The organism is Blastococcus saxobsidens (assembly GCF_010682065.1).
Classification (GTDB): Bacteria; Actinomycetota; Actinomycetes; order Mycobacteriales; family Geodermatophilaceae; genus Blastococcus; species Blastococcus saxobsidens_B.
Genome location: NZ_JAAGWG010000031.1, coordinates 1 through 21703 on the forward strand (window position 1 = coordinate 1; position 21703 = coordinate 21703).

Here is a 21703-nt window from a genome sequence, read left to right on the forward strand (position 1 = left end):
CACCGCGGCCACACCGCGCTCGGCGGACGAACCCCCGCCGCCCGCGTCACCAACCTGGCGGGTCAGTACACCTAGGGTCGGCACATGAGCGCTTCGGACTCCCCCACCGATCTGTCCGTCCTCGCCGGCGAGCTGCTGACCAGGGCACGCACCGAGCACGCCGGCCGAGCAGGGCACACGCTTCCGCACCCGGTCGACGGGCTGCGCCAGACGGTGATCGCGCTGCGGGCGGGCGCCGAGCTGGCCGAGCACGAGAGCCCCGGCTCCGCATCGCTCCAGGTTCTCCGTGGCCGGGTGCGCCTGGTGGCAGGCGAGCAGTCGACCGAGCTGACCACCCAGCAGATGAGCCCGATCCCCGACCGGCGGCACAGCCTGCACGCCGACGAGGACTCCGTCGTCCTGCTCAGCGTCGCCGTCCCGCAGCGCGCGCCCGCCGCGGACTGACGTGACTGCCGGCGGTCAGCCGACGCCGAGGTCGCGGGCGATGAGCATCCGCTGCACCTCGGATGTGCCCTCACCGATCTCCAGGATCTTGGCGTCGCGGTAGAACCGGCCGACCGGGAACTCGTTCATGAACCCGTACCCGCCGTGCACCTGGGTGGCGTAGCGGGCGTTGTCCATCGCGACCTCGGAGCTGTACAGCTTCGCGATCGAGGCCTCGCGCTTGAACGGCTCCCCGCGCAGCATCTTCTCCGCGGCGCGGTAGTAGGCCAGCCGCGCGGTGGAGGCCCGGACCTCCATGTCGGCGATCATGAACTGCACCGCCTGGTTCTTCCCGATGGCCTGCCCGAACGCCTCCCGCTCAGCGGCGTACTTCACCGACTCGTCGACGCAGCCCTGCGCCAGACCGACCGAGAGCGCGGAGATCGCGATGCGGCCCTCGTCGAGGATCGAGAGGAACTGCGCGTAGCCGCGCCCCCGCTCCCCCACCAGGAACTCCTGAGGCACCCGGCAGTCGTCGAAGGCGAGCTCCCGGGTGTCCGAGGCGTTCCAGCCGACCTTCGAGTACCGCTTGCCCACGGTGAAGCCGGGAGTCCCCGACGGCACGATGATCGCCGAGATCTCCTTGCCGCCGTCCGGCCGCGTGCCGGTGACGGCGGTGACCGTGACCAGGCCGGTGATGTCGGTGCCGCTGTTGGTGATGAACGCCTTCGAGCCGTTGATCACCCAGTGCCCGTCCTCCAGGCGCGCGGTGGTCCGCGTGGCGCCGGCATCCGAGCCGCCACCGGCCTCGGTCAGCCCGAACGCGCCCAGCAGCTCACCGGTGCACAGCCGGGGCAGCCACTGCTGCTTCTGCTCCTCGGTGCCGAACCGGTAGATCGGCATGGCGCCGAGCGAGACACCGGCCTCCACGGTGATCGCCATCGACGAGTCGATCCGCGCCAGCTCCTCGAGCGCGACGCAGAGGTCGAAGTAGGTGCCTCCCGCGCCGCCGTACTCCTCGGGGAACGGCAGCCCGAACAGCCCGAGCTCCCCCATCTGCCGCACGATGTGCGTCGGGAACTCGTCGCGCTCGTAGTACTCGCCGATCTGCGGGGCGATGACCTCGCGGGCGAACTCCCGCACGGTCGTCCGCAGGGCCTCGGTCTCGTCGCTGAGCCGGTAGTCCAACATCAGTTCTCCTGCTGCTCGGGCGCGGCCGCCGGGGTCACCAGCGCCAGCCGCTCGTCCAGCGCGACCGTCTGGCCCGCCGTCACTGCGAGCTCGGCCACCGTCCCCGCGACGGGGGCGGTGAGCACGTGCTCCATCTTCATCGCCTCGACGACGAGCAGCGGGGTCCCCGCCTGCACCTCGTCGCCGACGGATGCCTGCACCACCGTGACCGTGCCCGGCATGGGCGAGGTGACGACGCCGTCGCCGGCCGTCGCGCCGGCCGTCGACGACAGCCGCTCGTGCTCGCGCAGCCCGGTCACGTGCCCGTCGGCGGCCAGCCACACCGTGCCGCCGGAGTGGACGACGGCGTAGGAGGTGGTCTGGTCCCCCACGGTCACGCTCAGGCGGTCGCCGTCCACGACGGCCCGGGCCGGCACCACACCGCCGGCCACCTGCACCTCGGCCGCCGCCGCACGGCCCCGGAGCCGCACCTCCACCGGCTCGCCGCCGGCCGCCTGCAGCCGGCGCACCGTCCACGCGGGCTCGCCGATCCGCCAGCCGTCGGGCACGTCCCAGCGGTCGACGACGGGGCCGGTCGGCTCGGACTCGACCAGCAGGGCCAGGGCCGCCGCGGCGTACACGGTGAACGGCACGGGCTCGGCGGCGGTGAGCTCCTCGCCCCGCCGCTCGATCAGCCCGGTGTCCAGCTTCCCGGCGACGACGTCGGGGTCGGTGAGCAGCGCGCGCAGGAAGGCCGCGTTGGTCGTGACCCCGAGGACGGAGGTCCGGCCCAGCGCCCCGACGAGCCGGGCGCGGGCGGTCTCGCGGTCCGGCGCCCAGGCGATCACCTTGGCCAGCATCGGGTCGTAGTCGGTGCCGACGACCGAGCCGACGGCCAGCGAGCTGTCCACCCGGATGCCGGGGCCGGAGGGCTCCGCCAGCCCGAGCACCGTGCCGGCCTGCGGCAGGAAGCCGCGCACCGGGTCCTCGGCGTAGAGCCGCGCCTCGATGGCATGCCCGTCGAGGGAGACGTCGCTCTGGTCGATCGGCAGCCGCTCGCCGGCCGCCACCCGGATCTGCTGCTCCACCAGGTCCAGGCCGGTGATGCACTCGGTGACCGGGTGCTCCACCTGCAGCCGAGTGTTCATCTCCAGGAAGAAGAAGTCGCGCGGCCGGTCGGCGTCGACGATGAACTCGACGGTGCCCGCCCCGGTGTAGCCGACGGCCCTCGCCGCCTCGACGGCGGCGCGGCCCATCGATGCGCGCCCGGCCGTGTCCAGCAGCGGCGACGGCGCCTCCTCGATCACCTTCTGGTGCCGGCGCTGCAGGCTGCACTCGCGCTCGCCGAGGTGGATGACGTTGCCGTGGGAGTCCCCCAGCACCTGCACCTCGATGTGCCGGGAGTTGCCGACGTAGCGCTCCACGAGCAGCGTGTCGTCCCCGAAGGAGCCGCTCGCCTCGCGGCGGGCCGAGGCGATGGCGTCGGGCAGCTCGTCCTTGGCCCGCACCACGCGCATGCCCTTGCCGCCCCCACCGGCGCTGGGCTTGAGCAGCACCGGGAAGCCGACGGCGACGGCCGCGTCGGTGACCTGCGCGTCGCTCATCCCCGGCTCGGTGCGACCGGGCACGACCGGGACGCCGGCGGCCATCACGGTCTGCTTGGCGCGGATCTTGTCGCCCATCGCCTCGATCGCGGCGACCGGCGGCCCGATGAACACCACTCCGGCGTCGGCGCAGGCCCGGGCGAAGTCCACGTTCTCCGACAGGAACCCGTAGCCCGGGTGGATCGCCTGCGCCCCGGTCGCGCCGGCCACCGCCAGCACCCGCTCGATCGACAGGTAGCTCTGCGCCGCGGGTGCGGGGCCGAGCCGGACGGCGACGTCGGCCAGCCGGGTGTGCAGCGCGCCGGCGTCGGCGTCGCTGTGGACGGCGACGGAGCGGATGCCCATCTCCCGCAGCGTGCGGATCACGCGGACGGCGATCTCGCCACGGTTGGCGACCAGGACTGTGTCGAACACCTACGCCACCGCCCCTGCGCCGACCCCGTGTGCTTTTCCGCGGAAAAGCACACGGGGGTTTCCGCGGAAACTCACGTCGGGGTTTCCGGGGTCACATGCGGAAGACGCCATAGCCGACCTCCTCGAGGGGCGCGTTGGCGCAGGCGGACAGGGCGAGCCCCAGGACTGTGCGGGTGTCGGCTGGGTCGATGACGCCGTCGTCCCAGAGCCGTGCGGTGGCGTAGTACGGGTGACCCTGCGCCTCGTACTGCTCACGGATCGGCGCCTTGAACGCCTCCTCCTCCTCGGCCGGCCACTCCTCGCCGCGGGCTTCGATCCCGTCGCGGCGGACCGTCGCCAGCACCGAGGCCGCCTGCTCCCCGCCCATCACCGAGATGCGGGCGTTGGGCCAGGTGAAGAGGAAGCGAGGCGAGTACGCCCGCCCGCACATCGAGTAGTTGCCGGCGCCGAACGAGCCGCCGATGACGACGGTCAGTTTCGGGACGCGGGCAGTGGCGACGGCGGTGACCATCTTCGCGCCGTGCTTGGCGATGCCGCCGGCCTCGTAGTCGCGGCCGACCATGAAGCCGGTGATGTTCTGCAGGAACAGCAGCGGGATCTTGCGCCGGTCGCAGAGCTCGATGAAGTGCGCGCCCTTGAGGGCCGACTCGGCGAACAGCACCCCGTTGTTGGCGATGATCCCGACCGGGTGGCCGTGCAGGCGCGCGAAGCCGGTGACCAGCGTCTGCCCGTAGAGCGGCTTGAACTCGGCGAACCGGGACCCGTCGACGAGCCGGGCGATGACCTCGCGCACGTCGTAGGGCGTGCGCGGATCGGTCGGGACGACGTCGTAGAGCGACTCCGCCCGGTGCAGCGGCTCCTCGACCGGGTCGACGTCCCACGGCAACGGCTCGCGCGGGCCCAGCGTGCCCACGATCTGCCGGACGATCTGCAGCGCGTGCGCGTCGTCGTCGGCCAGGTGGTCGGTGACCCCGCTGACCCGGCTGTGCAGGTCTCCCCCACCCAGGTCCTCGGCCGTGACGACCTCGCCGGTCGCGGCCTTCACCAGCGGCGGCCCGCCCAGGAAGATCGTGCCCTGCTCGCGGACGATCACCGCCTCGTCGCTCATCGCCGGCACGTAGGCGCCACCGGCGGTGCAGGAACCCATGACCGCGGCGATCTGCGCGATGCCCGCCTTGGACAGGTTCGCCTGGTTGAAGAAGATCCGGCCGAAGTGCTCGCGGTCGGGGAAGACCTCGTCCTGCATGGGCAGGAACGCCCCGCCGGAGTCCACGAGGTAGATGCAGGGCAGCCGGTTGTGCAGCGCCACCTCCTGCGCCCGGAGGTGCTTCTTCACCGTCATCGGGTAGTAGGTGCCGCCCTTGACGGTGGCGTCGTTGGCCACGATCACGCACTCGCGGCCGGAGACCCGGCCGATGCCGGTGATGATGCCGGCCGCCGGGGCGTCGCCGTCGTACATGCCGTGCGCGGCGAGGGCGGAGAGCTCCAGGAACGGGCTGCCGGGGTCCAGGAGTGCGTCCACCCGTTCGCGCGGCAGCAGCTTGCCGCGGGAGGTGTGCCGCTCCCTCGCCCGTTCACCACCGCCCAGCGCCACCCGCCGCAGCTGATCGGCCAGGTCGGCGACCAGCTCGGCGTGCGCGGCGGCGTTGCGGGCGGCCACGTCGGGGGGAGCCACAGCTCTGGGCAGCACCGGTGCGTCCACGAGCCGAGGTTAACGGTGGTTCACACCGCCAGTCCACTCATCCCGACGAGGAGTTAACAGCGGTTCACGGCGGGGCTAGCATCCCGGCATGACCTCGACGCGGGACGCGGCGCTGCACGCCGACGTGGACCGCCCGTCCCGTCGGGAGCAGATCCTGCAGGCCGCCGCGCAGTTGTTCGCCGAGCGCGGCTCGCGGGCGGTCGGGGTCGACGACGTGGGCGCGGCCGTCGGCGTCACCGGCCCGGCGATCTACCGGCACTTCGCCAGCAAGGACGCGATGCTGGCCGAGATGCTGCTGCGCATCAGCGAGCGCCTCGCCGAGGGCGGCCGGGAGCGCGTGGCGGCCGCCGGCGCGGAGCCGGCCGACCAGCTGCGCGCGCTCATCGAGTTCCAGGTGGAGTTCGCGCTGGACAACCCCGCGCTGATCGTCGTGCACGACCGCGACCTGACGTCCCTGGCGGAGAGCGAGGCCGGCCAGGTCCGCCGGCTGCAGCGCCGGTACGTGGAGGTGTGGGTGACCGTCCTAGCCCGCCTGCACCCGACAGACGAGGCGGCGGCCTGCCGCGCCCGCGCGCACGCCGTCTTCGGGCTGATCAACTCCACCCCGCACAGCGCCGGGCGGCTGGACCGGCCGGCCATGCAGGAACTGCTGTGCCGCATGGCGTGGGCGGCCGCGACCGCCTGAGTCAGCTCTCGGGCAGCGGGAGGGTCGGCAGGGACAGGCCGTCGGTGGCCACCGCGGCCAGGGCCCCTGCGCTGCCGGCCGCGGCGGGGTCGAACCACGAGGTCTCGACGATCGTCACCGTGGGCCCGGAGACGGCGCTCGCGTACTCAGCCGAGGCGAGCCTGGCCGGCCCTCCGTCGAAGGTCACGCCCTCCCGCAGCAGGTCGCTGACGTTGCCGCTGCCGTTGGTGTCGGTCAGCACGCGCAGCTGCCGGGCCGTCGCCGGGTCGGCCATGGTCACCCGCACCACCGAGACGACCACCGGCGCACCCTCCACCGAGGCCGAGTACAGCGCCCGGGACAAGCCCGTGCAGTCGTTCACGGCCAGGGCGGTCTCGACGTCCCCGTAGGCGTGGCCGGCGCACGTGTCCGTCAGATCCGTGGCCTGGAGGGTGTACCGCGTCCCGTCGACGAGCTGGACGTCGCCGGGCCGGGGGCCGGCCTCGACCGTGGGAGTCGCGGGCGTGCCGGCACCGCCGCCGTCGTCGTCCCCTCCGGTGCCGGGCAGGAGCCAGACCACGACGCCGACGATCGCGACGAGCGCGACCAGCGCAGCGGCCAGCAGCACGGTCCGACGGCGGCCGCTCGCGTCCCCGTCCGAGGGCGGACGCTCCCGGGCGGGTGGTGGCGGACTGCCCCATGCCGGCGACAGCGGCGGGCGCTCGCGCGGTGCGGCGGTGGCCCCCGAGGCGGTGGCCCCCGAGGCGGCCGGCAGCACCGAGGTCTGCGGCGAGCCGGCGGAGGCGTCGGGTCCGGCGGAGGCCGCGGGCCTGGAGGGCGTGGGCCGGTCCTCGACCTCGACCGTGTCGCGCTGCTCGGTCAGGCCGGGCACCGGTCGGGGCGGCGCCGCGGCCGCGACGGCGGCGGCGTTCGCGGCGGCGACCGACGCCGCCACGGCGCGGGCCACCGACGTGGCGCTCAACTGCTGGGGAACACCGGCGGCCGGGGCCTCGGCCTCCGACTCCTCCTCCGCAGCGGCCTCGTCGGACGGCGCCAGCTGGATGGGCGAGGCGGCCATGGCCGCGGGGGCGACCAGCTGCCGCCGGCGCAGCACGTACGGCGAGTAGGGGAACGCCTCGCCGTTGAGCTCCTCCACGGTCGGGCCGCGACCGGGGAGCTCGAGGGCCTGCAGCGCCGCGCGCACGTCCGCCGTCGTCCAGAAGCGGGGGTTGTCCACGCCGGCGTGCCGGCTGGCCCGGGCGAAGGCGAGCAGCAGGGAGCGGGGGTCCAGGGTCGCGACGATGTCCCCCTCGCCCAGGTCGCCATCGGCCGGCACCAGGCCGGTGACCTCGCCGACCAGCACGGTCAGCCGCGCGATGCGCCCGGGCTCCAGTCCGGCCCGGCGGAGCTTCATGGCGGTGTCCATGCCCGCCCGCATGAGCCCGTCCAGGGGGCTGGACCCACCGCCGACCAGCTGCAGCACCTGGCTCGGCCCACCCTCGGCGGCGATGCTCCAGGCGCCCTCGGGGGTTGCGGTGACGACCCCGGACTGCCGCAGCACCTCGACGATGCGGATGACGGCGACGCCCTCGGGGACGAGGAGCACCGCGTCGGACTGGCGACGACCCAGCGGACCGTCGACCAGCGGGATCGAGGCGACGACCGCGGCGCGCACCGAGGCACCGGTGTCCCAGCGCGCGAGCTCGCCGAAGAAGGCGCGTTCCCCTGCCGTCTGCAACGGCTCCGGGGTCAGGGCCAGCACGTCGTCGTCCTCCGGGCGTTCGGTCGGGCGGGTCGGGGCCGGCGCCCGTCCGGACGCGGCCAGGGGCGCGGCTCGGCGGACGCCCCCGTGACGCAGCCGCCATCGACGCTACGTCATGCCGCGGACGGCTCCGGCGCTCCGCGCCGGGCCTGGGTCGATCAGGCGGCGGCGGACGCCGACAGCGCGGCGGGCTCGTCGGCCGTGCGCCAGCGGTCGAACCACGAGCTGCCCGCGACGAGGTCGACCAGCGCCCACAGCGCGGCGAAGCCGACGGCGACCGGCAGCGCCGACCACCAGTTCCACGGCGGGAGCAGGCCCATCGCCTCGAGCGGGAAGGCCGCACCGTAGACGGCGGCGGTGACCGCGACCCCGGCGATCCAGCCGGGCACGTGGTGGGTCACCGCGAGGTCGACGAGCACGGCGCCGAGGATCAGCACGACCGGGAGCACCGAGGGCGGGAAGCCCGTGGCCACCAGGCCGAGCCACATGACGCCCCGGTAGCCGAGGTACACCACGGCGATGACCGTCGCGGTCCAGCGCAGGGCGACGACCTTGCGGGCCACCACCAGGGAGAGCAGGCCGGCGCAGATCAGCCAGGCAGGGTGCACCCACGACGGCACCGGGAGCATGAACATGGCCGGGGTCTGGCCCTGGGCGGCCGCGAAGTCCAGCAGCGAGGCCTCGGCCGTCGTCCGTCCGGCGTCGTACGCCTCCAGCGACAGGACGCCGTACTCCTGGTGCTGGTTGGGGAAGACCACGTTCTCCACGAAGAACAGCCACAGCCCCAGCGAGACCAGCTCGCGGATCCGCCCCGGGGCGGCGTAGAGCCACCAGCCGCGGAGCGCACCGGCCAGCATGATCGCCGTCCCGATGTAGAGCAGCGCGTGGCTGGGGCTCCAGCTGGTGATGTCCAGGCCGTTGATGCGGTGGTTGACGATGTCGATCGGGATCGCGATCAGGAAGGTGCCGATGCCCGCCTGCATCAGCCGCAGCGCCCGGCGGTCCACGCCGTAGCCGCTGTAGCTGTGGAAGACCACCAGCGCGACGACCACCGCGGTGCCGACCGTGTTGAGCAGGTGCGGGGGCGCCAGGTCGTCGCGCAGCCACTTGAAGTGCCAGGAGACGTCCCAGGACGAACCGAGCATCTTGAGCAGGAAGGCGCCGAGCCAGGCGGTGTAGATCCAGCGCAGCTCGGTCTGGTCGGTGGCGCGCCCGGGGCGGCCCGGCGTCATGTACGCCACCCAGAGCCACCTCAGCAGGGCCACCGGGTGGGTGAGACCGGCGCGGAGCGTGCCCGGCGCCTGCGGCACCGGGGTCGTGGTGGGGGCGGGTGCAGAAGACACTGGCTTTGCTTCCTGACGTGGGGCGTTCCGGCGACACTAGCCGTGATGGGCGCCGATTCCGAGACATTCGAGTCGCGCCACGGAGCCCGATCCGGTAGCCGGCGAACGCACGGGGTGTGCGGGGCGCCCGGTGCCGGCGGTGCGTACTGTGAGCCGACGTGGCGGAGAGCGCGGGGCACCTGGTCTGGATCGACTGCGAGATGACCGGTCTTGACCTCACCAAGGACAAGCTCATCGAGGTCGCGGTGCTGATCACCGACTCCGAGCTCAACGTCCTGGACCCGGGACTGGACCTCATCATCTCGGCCGAGGACGCCGACCTCGACGGGATGACGGAGTTCGTCGCCGAGATGCACGCGAAGTCGGGGCTGACCGAGGAGGTCCGTGCCTCGACCCTCACCTTGGCCGAGGCCGAGCAGCAGATCCTGGCCTACGTGAAGCGGTTCGTGCCCGAGCGCCGGACCGCCCCGCTGTGCGGCAACTCGATCGGCACCGACCGCGGCTTCCTCGCCCGGGACATGCCCGAGCTCGACGACCACCTGCACTACCGGATGGTCGACGTCTCCTCGGTCAAGGAGCTGGCCCGCCGCTGGTTCCCGCGGGTCTACTTCGCCCAGCCGGCCAAGGGGCTGGCGCACCGGGCACTGGCCGACATCATCGAGTCGGTGCGGGAGCTGGCGTACTACCGGGACACGCTCTTCGTCGCCGCGCCCGGGCCGAACAGCGACCAGGCGAAGAAGGCCGCCGACGGGGTCGTCGGCAGATTCGCCGACCTGCTAGCCGCGGGCGACGCCGGCACCGCCTGACCGCTGCCACTCCCCCGGCGGGCCGCCGTCCGGCCTCCGGTATCGTTGTGCCGTTCCCCCGGGCGTCCGCGCCCGGTGGAGTCACGGTGGGTGTAGCTCAGTCGGTAGAGCACCAGGTTGTGATCCTGGGTGTCGCGGGTTCGAGCCCCGTCACTCACCCCACCGGTGAAGGCCCTGGTCAGTTCGCTGACCAGGGCCTTCACCCGTTCCGGCACCGTTGGCGGCGCCCCGCACCGCGCGTACTGGCGCCATGGCGTCCCCCGCCTCCCCGCCCGGTCCCACTGCGCCTGCTACGCGGCGGCCGAGCCGTTCGTCAGCTGGGCACGTCTGCTCGAGCTGGAGACCAACCGCCGGGCGATCTCCACCGCGGATCCACTGGTAGCCGCCGCGCTGCTGCCGGCTGCACCGGCCGGGCACGGCCTCGCGCCGGCCACCCCCGCGCCGCAGCCGGCGTCCGTCGACGCGTTCCGCAGCACGGTTCGCGAGGACGCCGGTCCGCGCATCAGGTACGCCGCGACGGACTCGAGAGGCCCTCGACCCGTCCTCCCTCGGGCGAGGGACGCAGTCACCGCTGCATCAGGTGCCGCCGCGAGCTCCGCCCCGAAAGCGGGTGCCTCCATCCCACTGGCGAGCATCCGTTGCGACCCCTACCCCCTAGGGGTATGTTCGCCGTGTACCTCGAGCACTGCCCCGCAAGGGGCCGTGGTCGGCGAAGACACTCGGCGCAGGAGATGACAGGTCATGTCACATCCCATGAACCGCTCCGGTCACGACCACACGGAGCCGCGTACCGGGCACCAGACCCACGGGCAAGGCATGCCCGTCACCGGCGGCGCCTCCGGCACTCGTTCCACCGTCGAGGACCCGCTGCACGCAGCCACGCAGTCGGCCCTCGGCGAACACCCCGGGTCCGGCGTCGACCACGCCGATCACCGCGGTGGAAGCGCACCGGCGGGGCACACCGGCCATGGGGGTCACGGCGGCCACGGAATGGGCCACGGCGGCGGCGACCACGTGGCGATGTTCCGCCGGCTGTTCTGGCTCATGCTGGTGCTGGCTGTGCCGACGGTACTGCTCAGCGGCATGTTCGCCGACATCATCGGCTACCCGCTGCCCGACGCCCCCGGCCTGGCCTGGGTCTCCCCGGTGCTGGGCACGGTCATCTACATCTGGGGTGGGCGACCGTTCCTCACCGGCGCAATCGGTGAGATCCGGAGCCGCAAGCCGGGGATGATGCTGCTCATCGGCATGGCCATCACCGTGGCCTTCGTCGCGTCCTGGGGCTCCACCGTCGGCCTGCTCTCCCACGAGCTGGACTTCTGGTGGGAGCTGGCGCTGCTGATCGTGATCATGCTGCTCGGGCACTGGCTGGAGATGCGGTCGCTGGCGCAGACCTCCTCCGCGCTCGACTCGCTCGCCGCGCTCCTGCCGGACGGGGCGGAGAAGGTGGTCGGCGACGACCTCGTCACCGTCTCCCCGGCCGAGCTGGCCGTCGGCGACGTGGTGATCGTCCGCCCGGGCGGCCGGGTACCGGCCGACGGCGAGGTCGTCGACGGCACCGCCGACGTCGACGAGTCCATGATCACCGGCGAGTCCAAGCCGGTGCGCCGAGGGGTCGGTGACACCGTGGTCGCCGGCACGGTGGCCACCGACACCGCGATCCGGGTGCGGGTGGCCGCGGTCGGCGAGGACACCGCGCTGGCCGGCATCCAGCGGCTGGTCGCCGAGGCACAGTCCTCCACCACCCGGGCACAACTGCTGGCCGACCGGGCGGCCGGCTGGCTGTTCTGGTTCGCCGTGGCCGCCGCGGCGGTCACCGCCGTCGTGTGGAGCCTCTACGGGGCGCCGGACAGCGCTCTGGTCCGGGTGATCACGGTGCTGGTCATCGCCTGCCCGCACGCCCTGGGCCTGGCGATCCCGCTGGTCGTGTCGATCTCCACCGAACGGGCTGCGCGCGGCGGCGTGCTCGTCAAGGACCGTGGGGCGATGGAGCGGATGCGCACGGTCGGCACCGTGCTGTTCGACAAGACCGGCACGCTGACCAAGGGGGAACCGGCGGTCGACCACATCGCCGGAGTCGGCCGGACCGAGGACGAGGTGCTGGCGCTGGCCGCCGCAGCGGAGGCCGACAGTGAGCACCCGCTGGCCCGCGCGATCGTCGCCGCTGCCCGCCAGCGGAACCTGCCTGTGCCCCCGGCGACGGAGTTCCGGGCGTCGGCCGCGGTGGGGGTCACCGCCACCGTCGACAGGCAGACCGTCGCCGTCGGCGGCCCGAACCTGCTGACCGAGCACGGCCTGGCGCCGCTGCCGGACGCGCAGCCGTGGGCCGAGGACGGGGCGACGGTGCTGCACGTGCTCGTCGACGGGCGCGTCGCCGGAGCCCTGGCCCTTGCCGACGAGATCCGGCCGGAGTCCCGCCAGGCGGTCGATGCGTTGCACGCCCTCGGCGTCGACGTGGTCATGATCACCGGCGACGCCGAGCCGGTCGCCCGCGCGGTGGCCGCCGAACTCGGCATCGACCAGGTGTTCGCCGGTGTGCGCCCGGAGCACAAGGCCGAGAAGGTGGCCGCCCTGCAGCGACAGGGCCGGGCCGTCGCCTTCACCGGAGACGGCGTCAACGACGCCCCCGCGCTGGCGCAGGCCGACGTCGGCATCGCGATCGGGGCCGGCACCGACGTCGCCATCGCTTCCGCCGGGATCATCCTGGCCTCCTCCGACCCGCGCGCGGTGGTGTCGGTGATCCGGCTGTCGCGGGCCGGCTACCGCAAGATGCAGCAGAACCTGTGGGCCGGAGCCGGGTACAACCTGATCGCAGTCCCGCTGGCCGCCGGCGTGCTCGCCCCGATCGGCTTCGTCCTCCCGATGGAGGTCGGTGCGTTGCTGATGAGCCTGTCCACCGTCGTCGTGGCCTCCAACGCCCAGCTTCTGCGGCGGCTGGACCTGCGTCCGGAGGCAAGCGTCGCCGAGGTCACCAGCGGCCGAGCGGCACCCGCCCGGGGCGCCGCAGCCGCCGAGCCGGCCGCCGCCGGCCGGCGCTGATCGGCTACGCGCCGCCGGGCACCGTGCCCGGCGGCAGGTGACCGCAGGCGTCGTAGCCTCGCAGAGGAAAGGGGTGGGCATGGCGGCACGAGCATGGACAGCGCTGCTGCTGCTGGCCGCCGTCTTCGCGATGCACGGCCTGCAGTGCACCGCCGCCGGTACCGCGCACACGACCGGGCACGGCGCCGCTCCGGTGGCCTCAGCCCCTGCCGGGCTGCTGGAGGACGGTCCGCATCCGGCGATGGCGAGCCCCGGCCTCGAGGCGCACAGCGGCGACCACGACACCGCCGCAGTGGCTGCCGCCGCCCCGCTGGCCGGACTGCTCGGCGCCGGGCACGACAGCGCACCGGCTGGGGCGGGCGGGCACCTGTGGGCGCTGTGCCTGGCGGTGCTCGCCGCCGGGCTGGCGGTGCTGGTCGCCCTGCTGCTGCCCCGCCTCCTGACGCTGCTGCCCGCCGCGTGGGCGCGGCTACGCACGCACACCTCCACCAGCCTGGCGCCACTGCGTCCGCCGGACCTGCACTCCCTCTGCCTGCTGCGGATCTAGGCCGACCGCCTCCACCGCCCCGCCCCAGCTCCGCGCTGGCCCGGCGGCGGTCTGCGCGCACGCCCACCGATCACATCCGCAGCATCAGGAGAACCAGTCATGACCCGCACCACCACACGCCTGACCGGCCTCACCGCCGCCCTGCTCACCGGCGCGCTCGTCCTCACCGGCTGCGCCGACGACACCGACGCCGCCGGACACGGCTCGATGATGAACGGCAGCAGCTCCTCGGCCGGCCCCTCGGCCGCGCAGGGCGAGTTCAACGACGCCGACGTCGCATTCGCCCGCGAGATGATCGGGCACCACCGGCAGGCGATCGCCATGGCCGAGCTGGCCGAGGGGCGCACCGCCGAACCCCGGGTGCTCGACCTGGCCGCCCGCATCCGGGCAGCGCAGGGCCCCGAGATCGAGACGATGTCCGGCTGGCTGCAGGAGTGGGGAGCCGACGGCAGTCACATGGACGACGGGATGGGGGGCATGGGTCATGGCGAGGGCGGGATGATGTCCCCGGACGACATGCACGCGTTGATGTCCGCGGCCGGTCCGGAATTCGACCGCCTCTTCCTCTCCGGCATGATCGTCCACCACCAGGGCGCGGTGGAGATGGCCGCCGAGCTATCCGCGAACGGCCGCAATGCCGAGGCACTCGCGCTGGCCGGCTCCATCCGCGACAGCCAGAACGCCGAGATCGCCGAGATGGAGCAGCTGCTGACCGAGCTCGGCGGCTGACCCGGCCTGCGGCGGGGCGGGCGCACCGGCTCGCCCCGCCGCACCCCAGCCGGGCCGGCAACGCACCGCACCGCACCGCACCGATCTGGAGTCCTCTCATGCGCTTGGAACGCACCGCTCGTCTCGCTCTCGCGGGCGCCGTCCTGCTCATCCCGCTGACCGGCTGCGCAGCCACAGACGGCACCGCCGCGCCCGAGTCGGGCGACACCAACGGCAGGCTCCCGGCCGCGCATGTGCACGGCATCGCCGTCGACCCCGGCGACGGTGCGCTGCTGCTGGCCACCCACGAAGGGCTGATCACCATCGGCGACGACGGCCGGCCGGCAGCCGTCGGCCCGGTCATCGATCTCATGGGGTTCACCGTCGCCGGGCCCCACCACTACCTGGCGTCGGGGCACCCCGGGCTGCGCACCGACCTGCCCAACCCGGTCGGGCTCATCGAGAGCACCGACGGCGGGAAGAGCTGGACGCCGCTGTCGCGGGCCGGCGAGTCGGACTTCCACGCCCTCACCGCCCTGCCCGGCGGCGGGGCGCTGGGCTACGACGGGTCGCTGCGCCGCACCGCCGACGGCAGTGGCTGGGAACCGCTGGAGACCCCGGCCGAGCCGCACACCCTCAGCGCCGCGCTCGATGGCCCGGTGCTGGCCACCACCGGAGCGGGGCTGCTGCGCTCCACGGACGCCGGAACGACGTGGGCGCCGGTGGACGGCGCTCCGCTGCTGCAGGTGGTGACCTGGTCCGGCGACGGCACGGCCGCGGTCGGCATCACGCCGGACGGGTCGGTGTGGACCAGCACCGATGCCGCGGTCAGCTGGGTCCAGCGGGGGCAGCTGGACGCGGCGCCGGAAGCCGTGGCCGCGACCACCGCCGACGGCGACCTGCGCATCCTCGTGGTGACCGACGACGGCCTGCTGGAGTCAACCGACGGCGGCGCCTCGTTCACCACGTTGTTGCCCACCTGAGCCCGGGGCCCCGGGCAGCGAGCGCGGACGTCCCGACGGGCGGCTCGTCGCTCACGGGGTCTGCCGACGATGTGCGCGGGCGGCGCGTTCCGGGTCCCGGAAGGCGCCGCCGGCGCACAGCGCTCAGGTGGCCGCCGCCTGCTGGGCCGGCGTCTCCCCGCCTTCGAGGTCGCCCTCGGTGTCGAGGTAGGCCTGCTGCAGCTCGGCGAGCAGCGCCGGGTCCGGCTCGGCCCACATCTTCCGGTCGACGGCCTCGAGCAACCGCTCGGCGATGCCGTGCAGCGCCCACGGGTTCGACGTCTCCAGGAACTCGCGGTTCTCCGGGTCCAGCACGTAGGTCTGCGCCAGCTTCTCGTACATCCAGTCGGCGACCACGCCGGTGGTGGCGTCGTAGCCGAACAGGTAGTCGACGGTCGCGGCCAGCTCGAAGGCGCCCTTGTAGCCGTGCCGGCGCATCGCCGCCAGCCACTTCGGGTTCACCACCCGGGCGCGGAACACCCGGGAGGTCTCCTCCACCAGCGAGCGGGTGCGCACCTGCTCCGGCCGCGTCGAGTCACCGACGTAGGCGGCGGGAGCCGTCCCGGTGAGCGCGCGGACCGTCGCCACCATGCCGCCGTGGTACTGGAAGTAGTCGTCGGAGTCGGCGATGTCGTGCTCGCGGGTGTCCACGTTCTTGGCCGCGACGGCGATCCGCTTGTAGGCGGCCTCCATGTCCGGCCGGGCCTGCACGCCGTCGAGGTCGCGGCCGTAGGCATAGCCGCCCCAGACGGCGTAGACCTCGGCGAGGTCGGCGTCCCCCCGCCAGTTGCGGCTGTCGATCAGCGACAGCAGACCGGCCCCGTAGGCGCCCGGCTTGGAGCCGAAGACCCGGGTGGTGGCCCGCCGCCGGTCGCCGTGGGTGGCGACGTCGGCGTCCACGTGCGCCTTCACGAAGTTGACGTCGTCCGGCTCGTCGAGGGAGGCGGCCAGGGTGACGGCGTCGTCCAGCATGGTGACCACGTGCGGGAAGGCGTCGCGGAAGAACCCGCTGATCCGGACGGTGACGTCGATCCGCGGCCGGCCCAGCTCATCGAGGGGAACGGGTTCGAGCCCCGTCACTCGCCGAGAGGCGTCGTCCCAGACCGGGCGGACGCCGAGCAGCGCGAGCACCTCGGCGACGTCGTCGCCGGACGTGCGCATCGCCGACGTGCCCCAGACCGAGAGCCCCACCGAGCGCGGGTACTCGCCGGTGTCGGTGCGGTAGCGCTCGACGAGCGACTCGGCCAGCGCCTGCCCGGTCTCCCACGCCAGCCGCGACGGCACGGCGCGCGGGTCGACGGAGTAGAAGTTCCGGCCGGTCGGCAGCACGTTGACCAGTCCGCGCAGCGGCGACCCGGACGGGCCGGCCGGCACGTACCCGCCCTCGAGGGCGTGCAGGGTGGCGTCCAGCTCGTCGGTGGTGCGCTCCAGCCGGGGCACCACCTCGTCGACGGCGAACCGGAGCACGGCGGCCACGGCGTCGTCGTCGCGGCCGAGGACCTCGCGCACCACGACGTCCACCGCCTCGGCGGTCCAGCCGCGCTCCTCCATGCCGCCGACGAGCGCCGCCGCCTGCGCCTCGACGGCGTCGGTGGCGTGCAGCCCGGCGGTGCCGTCCTCGGTCAGCCCGAGCGCCTCGCGGAGGCCGGGCAGCGCCACCGACCCGCCCCATATCTGCCGGGCGCGCAGCATCGCCAGCACCAGGTCCACCCGGTTCTGCCCCGACGGCGGCGTGCCCAGGACGTGCAGGCCGTCGCGGATCTGGGAGTCCTTGATCTCGCAGAGCCACCCGTCGACGTGCAGGATCATCTCGTCGAAGTGGTCGTCCTCCGGGCGCTCGTTGAGCCCCAGGTCGTGGTCGAGCTTGGCGGCCTGGAGCAGCGTCCAGATCTGGGCCCGGACGGCCGGCAGCTTGGCCGGGTCCATCGCCGCGACGTTGGCGTGCTCGTCGAGCAGCTGCTCCAGCCGGGCGATGTCGCCGTAGGAGTCGGCCCGGGCCATCGGCGGGACCATGTGGTCGACCAGGGTGGCGTGCGCGCGGCGCTTGGCCTGGCTGCCCTCCCCCGGGTCGTTGACCAGGAACGGGTAGACCAGCGGCAGGTCGCCCAGCGCCGCGTCCGGCCCGCAGGAGGCCGACAGGCCCACGTTCTTGCCGGGCAACCACTCCAGGTTGCCGTGCTTGCCGACGTGGACCAGCGCGTGCGCGCCGAACACCTCGCGCAGCCACCAGTAGGCGGCCAGGTAGTGGTGCGACGGCGGCAGGTCGGGGTCGTGGTAGATCGCGATGGGGTTCTCCCCGAAGCCGCGCGGCGGCTGGACCATCACGACGACGTTGCCGGCGCGGAGTGCGGCGAAGACGATCGCCTGATCCGGGCCGGAACCGTCCACGAACAGCGACCCGGGCGCCTCGCCCCAGTGCTCGACCATGGCCTCGCGGAGGTCGGCCGGGAGGCTGTCGAAGTGCCGGCGGTACTCGGCGGCCGGGATGCGCACCGGGTTACCGGACAGCTGCTCCTCGGTGAGCCAGTCGGCGTCCTGCCCGCCCGCGGCGATGAGGGCGTGCACCAGCGCGTCGCCGTCGAGGTCGGCCACGCCGGGCAGCGCGTCGGGACCGTCGAACGAGCCGATGTCGTAGCCCTGGCCCTGCATGGCGGCCAGCAGCCGGACGACGGACGCCGGGGTGTCGAGACCGACGGCGTTGCCGATCCGGGCGTGCTTGGTCGGGTAGGCGCTCAGCATCACGACGATGCGGCGCTCGGCGGGCGCGGTGTGCCGCAGCCGGGCGTGCGCGACGGCGGTGCCGGCCACGCGGGCGGCCCGCTCGGGGTCGGCGACGTACTGGGTGAGGCCGTCGGCGTCGGTCTCCTTGAACGAGAACGGCACGCTGATCAGCCGGCCGTCGAACTCCGGGATCGCGACCTGGTTGCCGACGTCCAGCGGCGAGAGTCCGTCGTCGTCGGCCGCCCACTCGGCCCGCGACCGGGTGAGGCAGAGCCCCTGGATCACCGGGACGTCCAGGGCGGCCAGCTCGCCCACGTCCCAGGCGCCGTCGTCGCCGCCGGCCGAGGCCGTCGCCGGGCGCGAGCCGCCGGCGGCGAGCACTGTCACGACCATCGCGTCGGCGCCGCGCAGCGTCTCCAGCAGCCCGGCGTCGACCGACCGGAGCGAGGCGGTGAACACCGGCAGCGCGGTGCCGCCGGCGTCCTCGATCGCGCGGCAGAGGTCCTCGACGAAACCGGTGTTCCCGGAGAGGTGGTGGGCCCGGTAGTAGAGGACGGCGACCGTCGGGCCGTCGCCCGAGCTGTCCCGCTCGAGCACGCCCCAGTCGGGAGCCACCGACGGCGGCTCGAAGCCCTCGCCGGTGAGCAGCACCGTGTCGGAGAGGAACCGCTGCAGCTGCACGAGGTTGTCCGGCCCGCCCTGGGCCAGGTAGCCGTGCGCCTCGGTGGCCACGCCCATCGGCACGGTGGAGAGCTCCATGAGCTCGGCGTCGGGGATCTGCTCCCCGCCCTGCACGACCACCGGGGCCGGGCCGGCCAGCAGCGGCGCGAGCATCTCCTCGTACTGCCGTCGCACACCCAGGATGCGGACCACGACGACCGCGCTGCCCTCGACCAGTGCGGCGATGCCGGCCTCGTCGAGCCGGGACGGGTTGCCCAGCCGCCAGTCCGCCGCGCTGGCGCGCGCGGAGAGCAGGTCGGTGTCGCTGGTGGACAGCAGGGTGAAGACGGGGTCGCTCACGGCGCGTTCCTCACTCGGGGTCCGCGCCCCGGGTCGTCGGGCACGGCAGCCGGAGTGTCTGGCTCACCCACGCTCCTGAATGTGCAGAGCCGGGCTCACAGTGGCGGGACCGCGTCGGAGTTGCACCGACTTCCTCGCTGACTGCCGTGATGCCGGGACCGTACCCGGCGCCCGGCCCCGCCCCGCGACGGACGTCCCTCCGGCCGGCCGACGTAGCCTCGCCAGCGCCATGACCGACGCCCTCCCGATCCGCGTCCGCGCGGACGCCTGCCCCGGCGCCCTGCAGACGCATGCCGCCGCCGACGGCGCGCTGGCCCGCGTCCGGGTGCCCGGGGGCGTGCTGACCCATGCCCAGCTGCGGGTGCTCGCCGCCGCCGCGCGGGACCTCGGCGACGGCGCGCTGGAGCTGACCAGCCGGGGGAACGTGCAGCTGCGCGGCCTGCGGGCGGGGTCCGAGCCGGAGCTCGGCGCGCGGCTGTCCGAGGCCGGCCTGCTGCCCAGCGCCACCCACGAGACCGCGCGCAACCTCCTGGCCAGCGTGCTGAGCGGTCGGGCCGGCGGGCTGCTCGACGTGCGGCCCTGGGTGCCGGCCTTCGACGCGGGCCTCTGCGCCGATCCGCGGCTGGCCGACCTGCCCGGGCGGTTCCTCGCCGCCTTCGACGACGGGCGCGGCGACGTCGCCGGGCTGAGGGCCGACGTCGGGCTGCTGGCCCTCGACACGCGAACCGTGGCGCTGCTGCTGGCCGGGGCCGACACCGGGCTGCGCACCGGGCCGGACGGCGCGGTGGCGCTGGCGCTGGCCGCGACCCGCTCCTTCCTCGACGTCCGCGCGCAGCAGGGCGGCACGGCCTGGCGGGTCGCCGAGCTGGTCGAGGGGCCGGACCGCATCGCGACACGCCTGGGGGGCGACCGCTCGCCGGCTGTCGACGTCCCGGCCGCACCGGGCACCGGGCCGGTGGGCCGCGTCGTCCAGGACGACGGCCGCACCGCCCTGGTCGCCGTCGTCCCGCTCGGCCGGCTCACCGCCGCGCAGGCGGAGGTGCTCGCGGGCACCGCGACCGGCGAGGTGCAGCTGACCCCGTGGCGGAGCGTCGTGCTGCCGGACCTGCCCGGCGCGGGAGCCGCCCCGGAGCTGACCGCTGCCGGTCTCGTCCTGGACCCCGGCAGCCCCTGGGCGCGGGTGACCGCCTGCGCCGGACGACCGGGCTGCGCGAAGTCCCTGGCCGATGTGCGGGCCGACGTCACCGCCGCCGTGGCGGCCGGCACGCTGCCCGCCGGAGGGGGCCGCCAGCACTGGGTCGGCTGCGCCCGGCGGTGCGGGCGGCCGCAGGGGGACGTCGTGGACGTCGTCGCGACGGGGAACGGGTACCGGGTCGGCTGAGCGGTCGCCCGTGCAGCGTGCCGACGACGTCGGGCCCGGCCGGAGCCGGTGTCGTCAAGGGGCGCCCGAGATCTGTGGAAAGCAGCCCTGACCTGCGGATATCCGTGGTGGACGACAGCTTCGCACGGTAGAATTCGTACATGTGTTCGAGTGGCTGCGAGACCCCGGTGCAGTGCCTCACGGGTGCTCTCGACACGCTCGCCGCACAGGACCTGAAGCCGCTGTTCGGGCCGGCTGTCCTGGAGCGACTGAGGCCGTTGCTCGTTGCCGGGAACCGGCTGTCGGCCGAGGTGGCGCGCACGGTGCGGGAAGGCGAGCTGACGCAGGCCGCCGAGCACGACGGCAAGGCGTCGATGGCTTCCTGGCTGCGCGGACACCACCGGTTGTCGCAGGGGAAGGCGAGCCGGCTCGTCCGCAACGGGCGGGCGCTGGAGCAGTTGCCGGCCCTCGCCGTCGCATCGGCGGCCGGAGCGGTGACCGCCGAGGCGGTGGACGTCATCGCGCCGGTCGCGTCGGCGGAGAACCTGGCCCGCGCCGGAGCTCAGGGCGTGGACGTCGCCGCGGTCGACGCCGCACTGGCCGAGGTGGCGGCCACCCGCCCGCACGCCGAGCTGCGCCAGGTGGTCGGGCACTACCTGGCGCGGCTGGACCCCGACGGCACCGAGCCGGACCCCACCGAGTCCCGCAGCCTCGTCACCGCCCGGGACAGCAACGGCCTGGTCACCGGCCGGTTCGTGCTCGACCCGGTCGGCGGGGAGAAGCTGCTGGCGGCGGTCGAGTCGATCGTGCAGGCCTCCCGCCCGGCCGGCGACATGCGCACGCGCGCCCAGCAGCAGGCCGACGCCTTCGTCCAGCTCTGCGACAACGCCCTGGCCTCCGGCGACCTGCCCACCCTGCGCGGGCACAAGCCGCACGTGGTGGTGACCATCGACCTCGATGACCTGATGGACACCTCGACCGGGGGCGCAGGTGCGGGGCGGACCGGGTTCGGCGGGGTCATCTCCGCGGCGAAGGCCCGCTGGCTGGCCTGCGGCGGCAACGTCACCCGCATCGTCATCGGTCCCGAAGGTCAGCCGCTGGACCTGGGCCGCAGCAAGCGGCTCTTCCCGCCGCACCTGCGCCGCGCGGTCGAGGTCCGGGACGAGCACTGCGTGTTCGCCGGCTGTGACGCCCCCAGCCACTGGTGCGACGTCCACCACCTGCTGCACTGGATCGACGGTGGAGAGACGTCGCTGGAGAACTCAGCACTGCTCTGCGAACGGCACCACACCAGGGTGCACCACGGTTTCCGGGTCGAGCGACAACCCGACGGCCGATGGCGCACCTGGCGCCCCGACGGCACCGAGATCCTCCTGCCCGAACCGCTCCTCGTCGGCGCCTGACTGCCCGCCGGCCGGG

Annotated in this window: 15 protein-coding genes, 1 tRNA gene and 1 riboswitch; of the genes, 10 read left to right on the forward strand and 6 right to left on the reverse strand. The window is 74.1% G+C overall.

The window, feature by feature from the left end:
- The first annotated feature begins 84 nt into the window (after positions 1-84).
- Positions 85-444 carry a LuxR family transcriptional regulator gene (locus GCU60_RS16585; RefSeq protein WP_163207247.1) on the forward strand — a complete coding sequence of 120 codons (360 nt, stop codon included), beginning with the start codon at positions 85-87 and terminating at the stop codon, positions 442-444.
- A 15-nt stretch (positions 445-459) separates the two neighbouring features.
- On the opposite strand, the gene GCU60_RS16590 is transcribed toward GCU60_RS16585, so the two are convergent.
- From GCU60_RS16590 to GCU60_RS16600, 3 genes are all read right to left on the reverse strand, one after another.
- Positions 460-1614: an acyl-CoA dehydrogenase family protein gene (locus GCU60_RS16590; protein ID WP_163207249.1), complete on the reverse strand. Its 1155-nt coding sequence runs from the start codon at positions 1612-1614 to the stop codon at positions 460-462.
- The gene (locus GCU60_RS16595; RefSeq protein ID WP_163207251.1) at positions 1614-3611 is read right to left on the reverse strand and encodes a biotin carboxylase N-terminal domain-containing protein; all 1998 of its coding nucleotides are present in this window, start codon (positions 3609-3611) and stop codon (positions 1614-1616) included. The genes GCU60_RS16590 and GCU60_RS16595 overlap by 1 nt, the downstream gene beginning before the upstream one ends.
- A gap of 91 nt (positions 3612-3702) precedes the next feature.
- A complete protein-coding gene (locus tag GCU60_RS16600; RefSeq protein ID WP_163207253.1) occupies positions 3703-5313 on the reverse strand; it encodes a carboxyl transferase domain-containing protein in 1611 nt (536 codons plus the stop codon).
- Positions 5314-5401: 88 nt separating this feature from the next.
- On the opposite strand from GCU60_RS16600, the gene GCU60_RS16605 reads away from it, so the two are divergent.
- Positions 5402-5998 (forward strand): SACE_7040 family transcriptional regulator, encoded by a 597-nt coding sequence (locus GCU60_RS16605; protein ID WP_163207255.1) that lies wholly within the window; start codon positions 5402-5404, stop codon positions 5996-5998.
- Position 5999: 1 nt separating this feature from the next.
- Here the strand turns inward: GCU60_RS16605 and GCU60_RS16610 are convergent, their stop codons facing one another.
- Positions 6000-7739 carry a hypothetical protein gene (locus GCU60_RS16610; protein WP_163207257.1) on the reverse strand — a complete coding sequence of 580 codons (1740 nt, stop codon included), beginning with the start codon at positions 7737-7739 and terminating at the stop codon, positions 6000-6002.
- A 158-nt stretch (positions 7740-7897) separates the two neighbouring features.
- On the reverse strand, positions 7898-9082 hold the full coding sequence (locus GCU60_RS16615) for a hypothetical protein (protein WP_163207259.1): 1185 nt from the start codon (positions 9080-9082) through the stop codon (positions 7898-7900).
- A 158-nt stretch (positions 9083-9240) separates the two neighbouring features.
- Between GCU60_RS16615 and orn the strand changes: the two genes are divergently transcribed.
- The 6 genes from orn (at position 9241) to GCU60_RS16645 (ending at position 15165) form a co-directional block, all read left to right on the forward strand.
- The gene (orn, locus tag GCU60_RS16620) at positions 9241-9888 is read left to right on the forward strand and encodes an oligoribonuclease (protein WP_163207261.1); all 648 of its coding nucleotides are present in this window, start codon (positions 9241-9243) and stop codon (positions 9886-9888) included.
- Between the two features lie 86 nt (positions 9889-9974).
- Positions 9975-10050, forward strand: a tRNA-His gene (locus tag GCU60_RS16625).
- An 858-nt stretch (positions 10051-10908) separates the two neighbouring features.
- The gene (locus tag GCU60_RS16630; protein ID WP_204262204.1) at positions 10909-12927 is read left to right on the forward strand and encodes a heavy metal translocating P-type ATPase; all 2019 of its coding nucleotides are present in this window, start codon (positions 10909-10911) and stop codon (positions 12925-12927) included.
- Positions 12928-13006: 79 nt separating this feature from the next.
- Complete coding sequence (locus tag GCU60_RS16635) at positions 13007-13474, forward strand: DUF6153 family protein (RefSeq protein WP_163207265.1); 468 nt, start codon at positions 13007-13009, stop codon at positions 13472-13474.
- 99 nt (positions 13475-13573) lie between these two features.
- Positions 13574-14203 carry a DUF305 domain-containing protein gene (locus tag GCU60_RS16640; protein ID WP_163207267.1) on the forward strand — a complete coding sequence of 210 codons (630 nt, stop codon included), beginning with the start codon at positions 13574-13576 and terminating at the stop codon, positions 14201-14203.
- Between the two features lie 98 nt (positions 14204-14301).
- Positions 14302-15165 carry a F510_1955 family glycosylhydrolase gene (locus GCU60_RS16645; protein WP_239521336.1) on the forward strand — a complete coding sequence of 288 codons (864 nt, stop codon included), beginning with the start codon at positions 14302-14304 and terminating at the stop codon, positions 15163-15165.
- 123 nt (positions 15166-15288) lie between these two features.
- On the opposite strand, the gene cobN is transcribed toward GCU60_RS16645, so the two are convergent.
- A complete protein-coding gene (gene cobN / locus GCU60_RS16650; RefSeq protein ID WP_163207269.1) occupies positions 15289-18924 on the reverse strand; it encodes a cobaltochelatase subunit CobN in 3636 nt (1211 codons plus the stop codon).
- Between the two features lie 52 nt (positions 18925-18976).
- A riboswitch (cobalamin riboswitch) is annotated at positions 18977-19060 on the reverse strand.
- 93 nt (positions 19061-19153) lie between these two features.
- On the opposite strand from cobN, the gene GCU60_RS16655 reads away from it, so the two are divergent.
- A complete protein-coding gene (locus GCU60_RS16655) occupies positions 19154-20305 on the forward strand; it encodes a nitrite/sulfite reductase (protein ID WP_163207271.1) in 1152 nt (383 codons plus the stop codon).
- Between the two features lie 140 nt (positions 20306-20445).
- Positions 20446-21687, forward strand: coding sequence for an HNH endonuclease signature motif containing protein (locus GCU60_RS16660; protein WP_204262196.1), 1242 nt, complete (start codon positions 20446-20448; stop codon positions 21685-21687).
- Positions 21688-21703 lie beyond the last annotated feature (16 nt).

Excerpts from the sequence above, each read along its gene's own strand:
- GCU60_RS16645 (WP_239521336.1), top strand. The coding sequence starts at position 14,302 with ATGCGCTTGGAACGCACCGCTCGTCTCGCTCTCGCGGGCGCCGTCCTG.
- GCU60_RS16640 (WP_163207267.1), top strand. The coding sequence starts at position 13,574 with ATGACCCGCACCACCACACGCCTGACCGGCCTCACCGCCGCCCTGCTC.
- GCU60_RS16660 (WP_204262196.1), top strand. The coding sequence starts at position 20,446 with ATGTGTTCGAGTGGCTGCGAGACCCCGGTGCAGTGCCTCACGGGTGCT.
- GCU60_RS16630 (WP_204262204.1), top strand. The coding sequence starts at position 10,909 with ATGTTCCGCCGGCTGTTCTGGCTCATGCTGGTGCTGGCTGTGCCGACG.
- GCU60_RS16605 (WP_163207255.1), top strand. The coding sequence starts at position 5,402 with ATGACCTCGACGCGGGACGCGGCGCTGCACGCCGACGTGGACCGCCCG.
- GCU60_RS16590 (WP_163207249.1), bottom strand. The coding sequence starts at position 1,614 with ATGTTGGACTACCGGCTCAGCGACGAGACCGAGGCCCTGCGGACGACC.
- GCU60_RS16655 (WP_163207271.1), top strand. The coding sequence starts at position 19,154 with ATGACCGACGCCCTCCCGATCCGCGTCCGCGCGGACGCCTGCCCCGGC.
- GCU60_RS16585 (WP_163207247.1), top strand. The coding sequence starts at position 85 with ATGAGCGCTTCGGACTCCCCCACCGATCTGTCCGTCCTCGCCGGCGAG.
- GCU60_RS16635 (WP_163207265.1), top strand. The coding sequence starts at position 13,007 with ATGGCGGCACGAGCATGGACAGCGCTGCTGCTGCTGGCCGCCGTCTTC.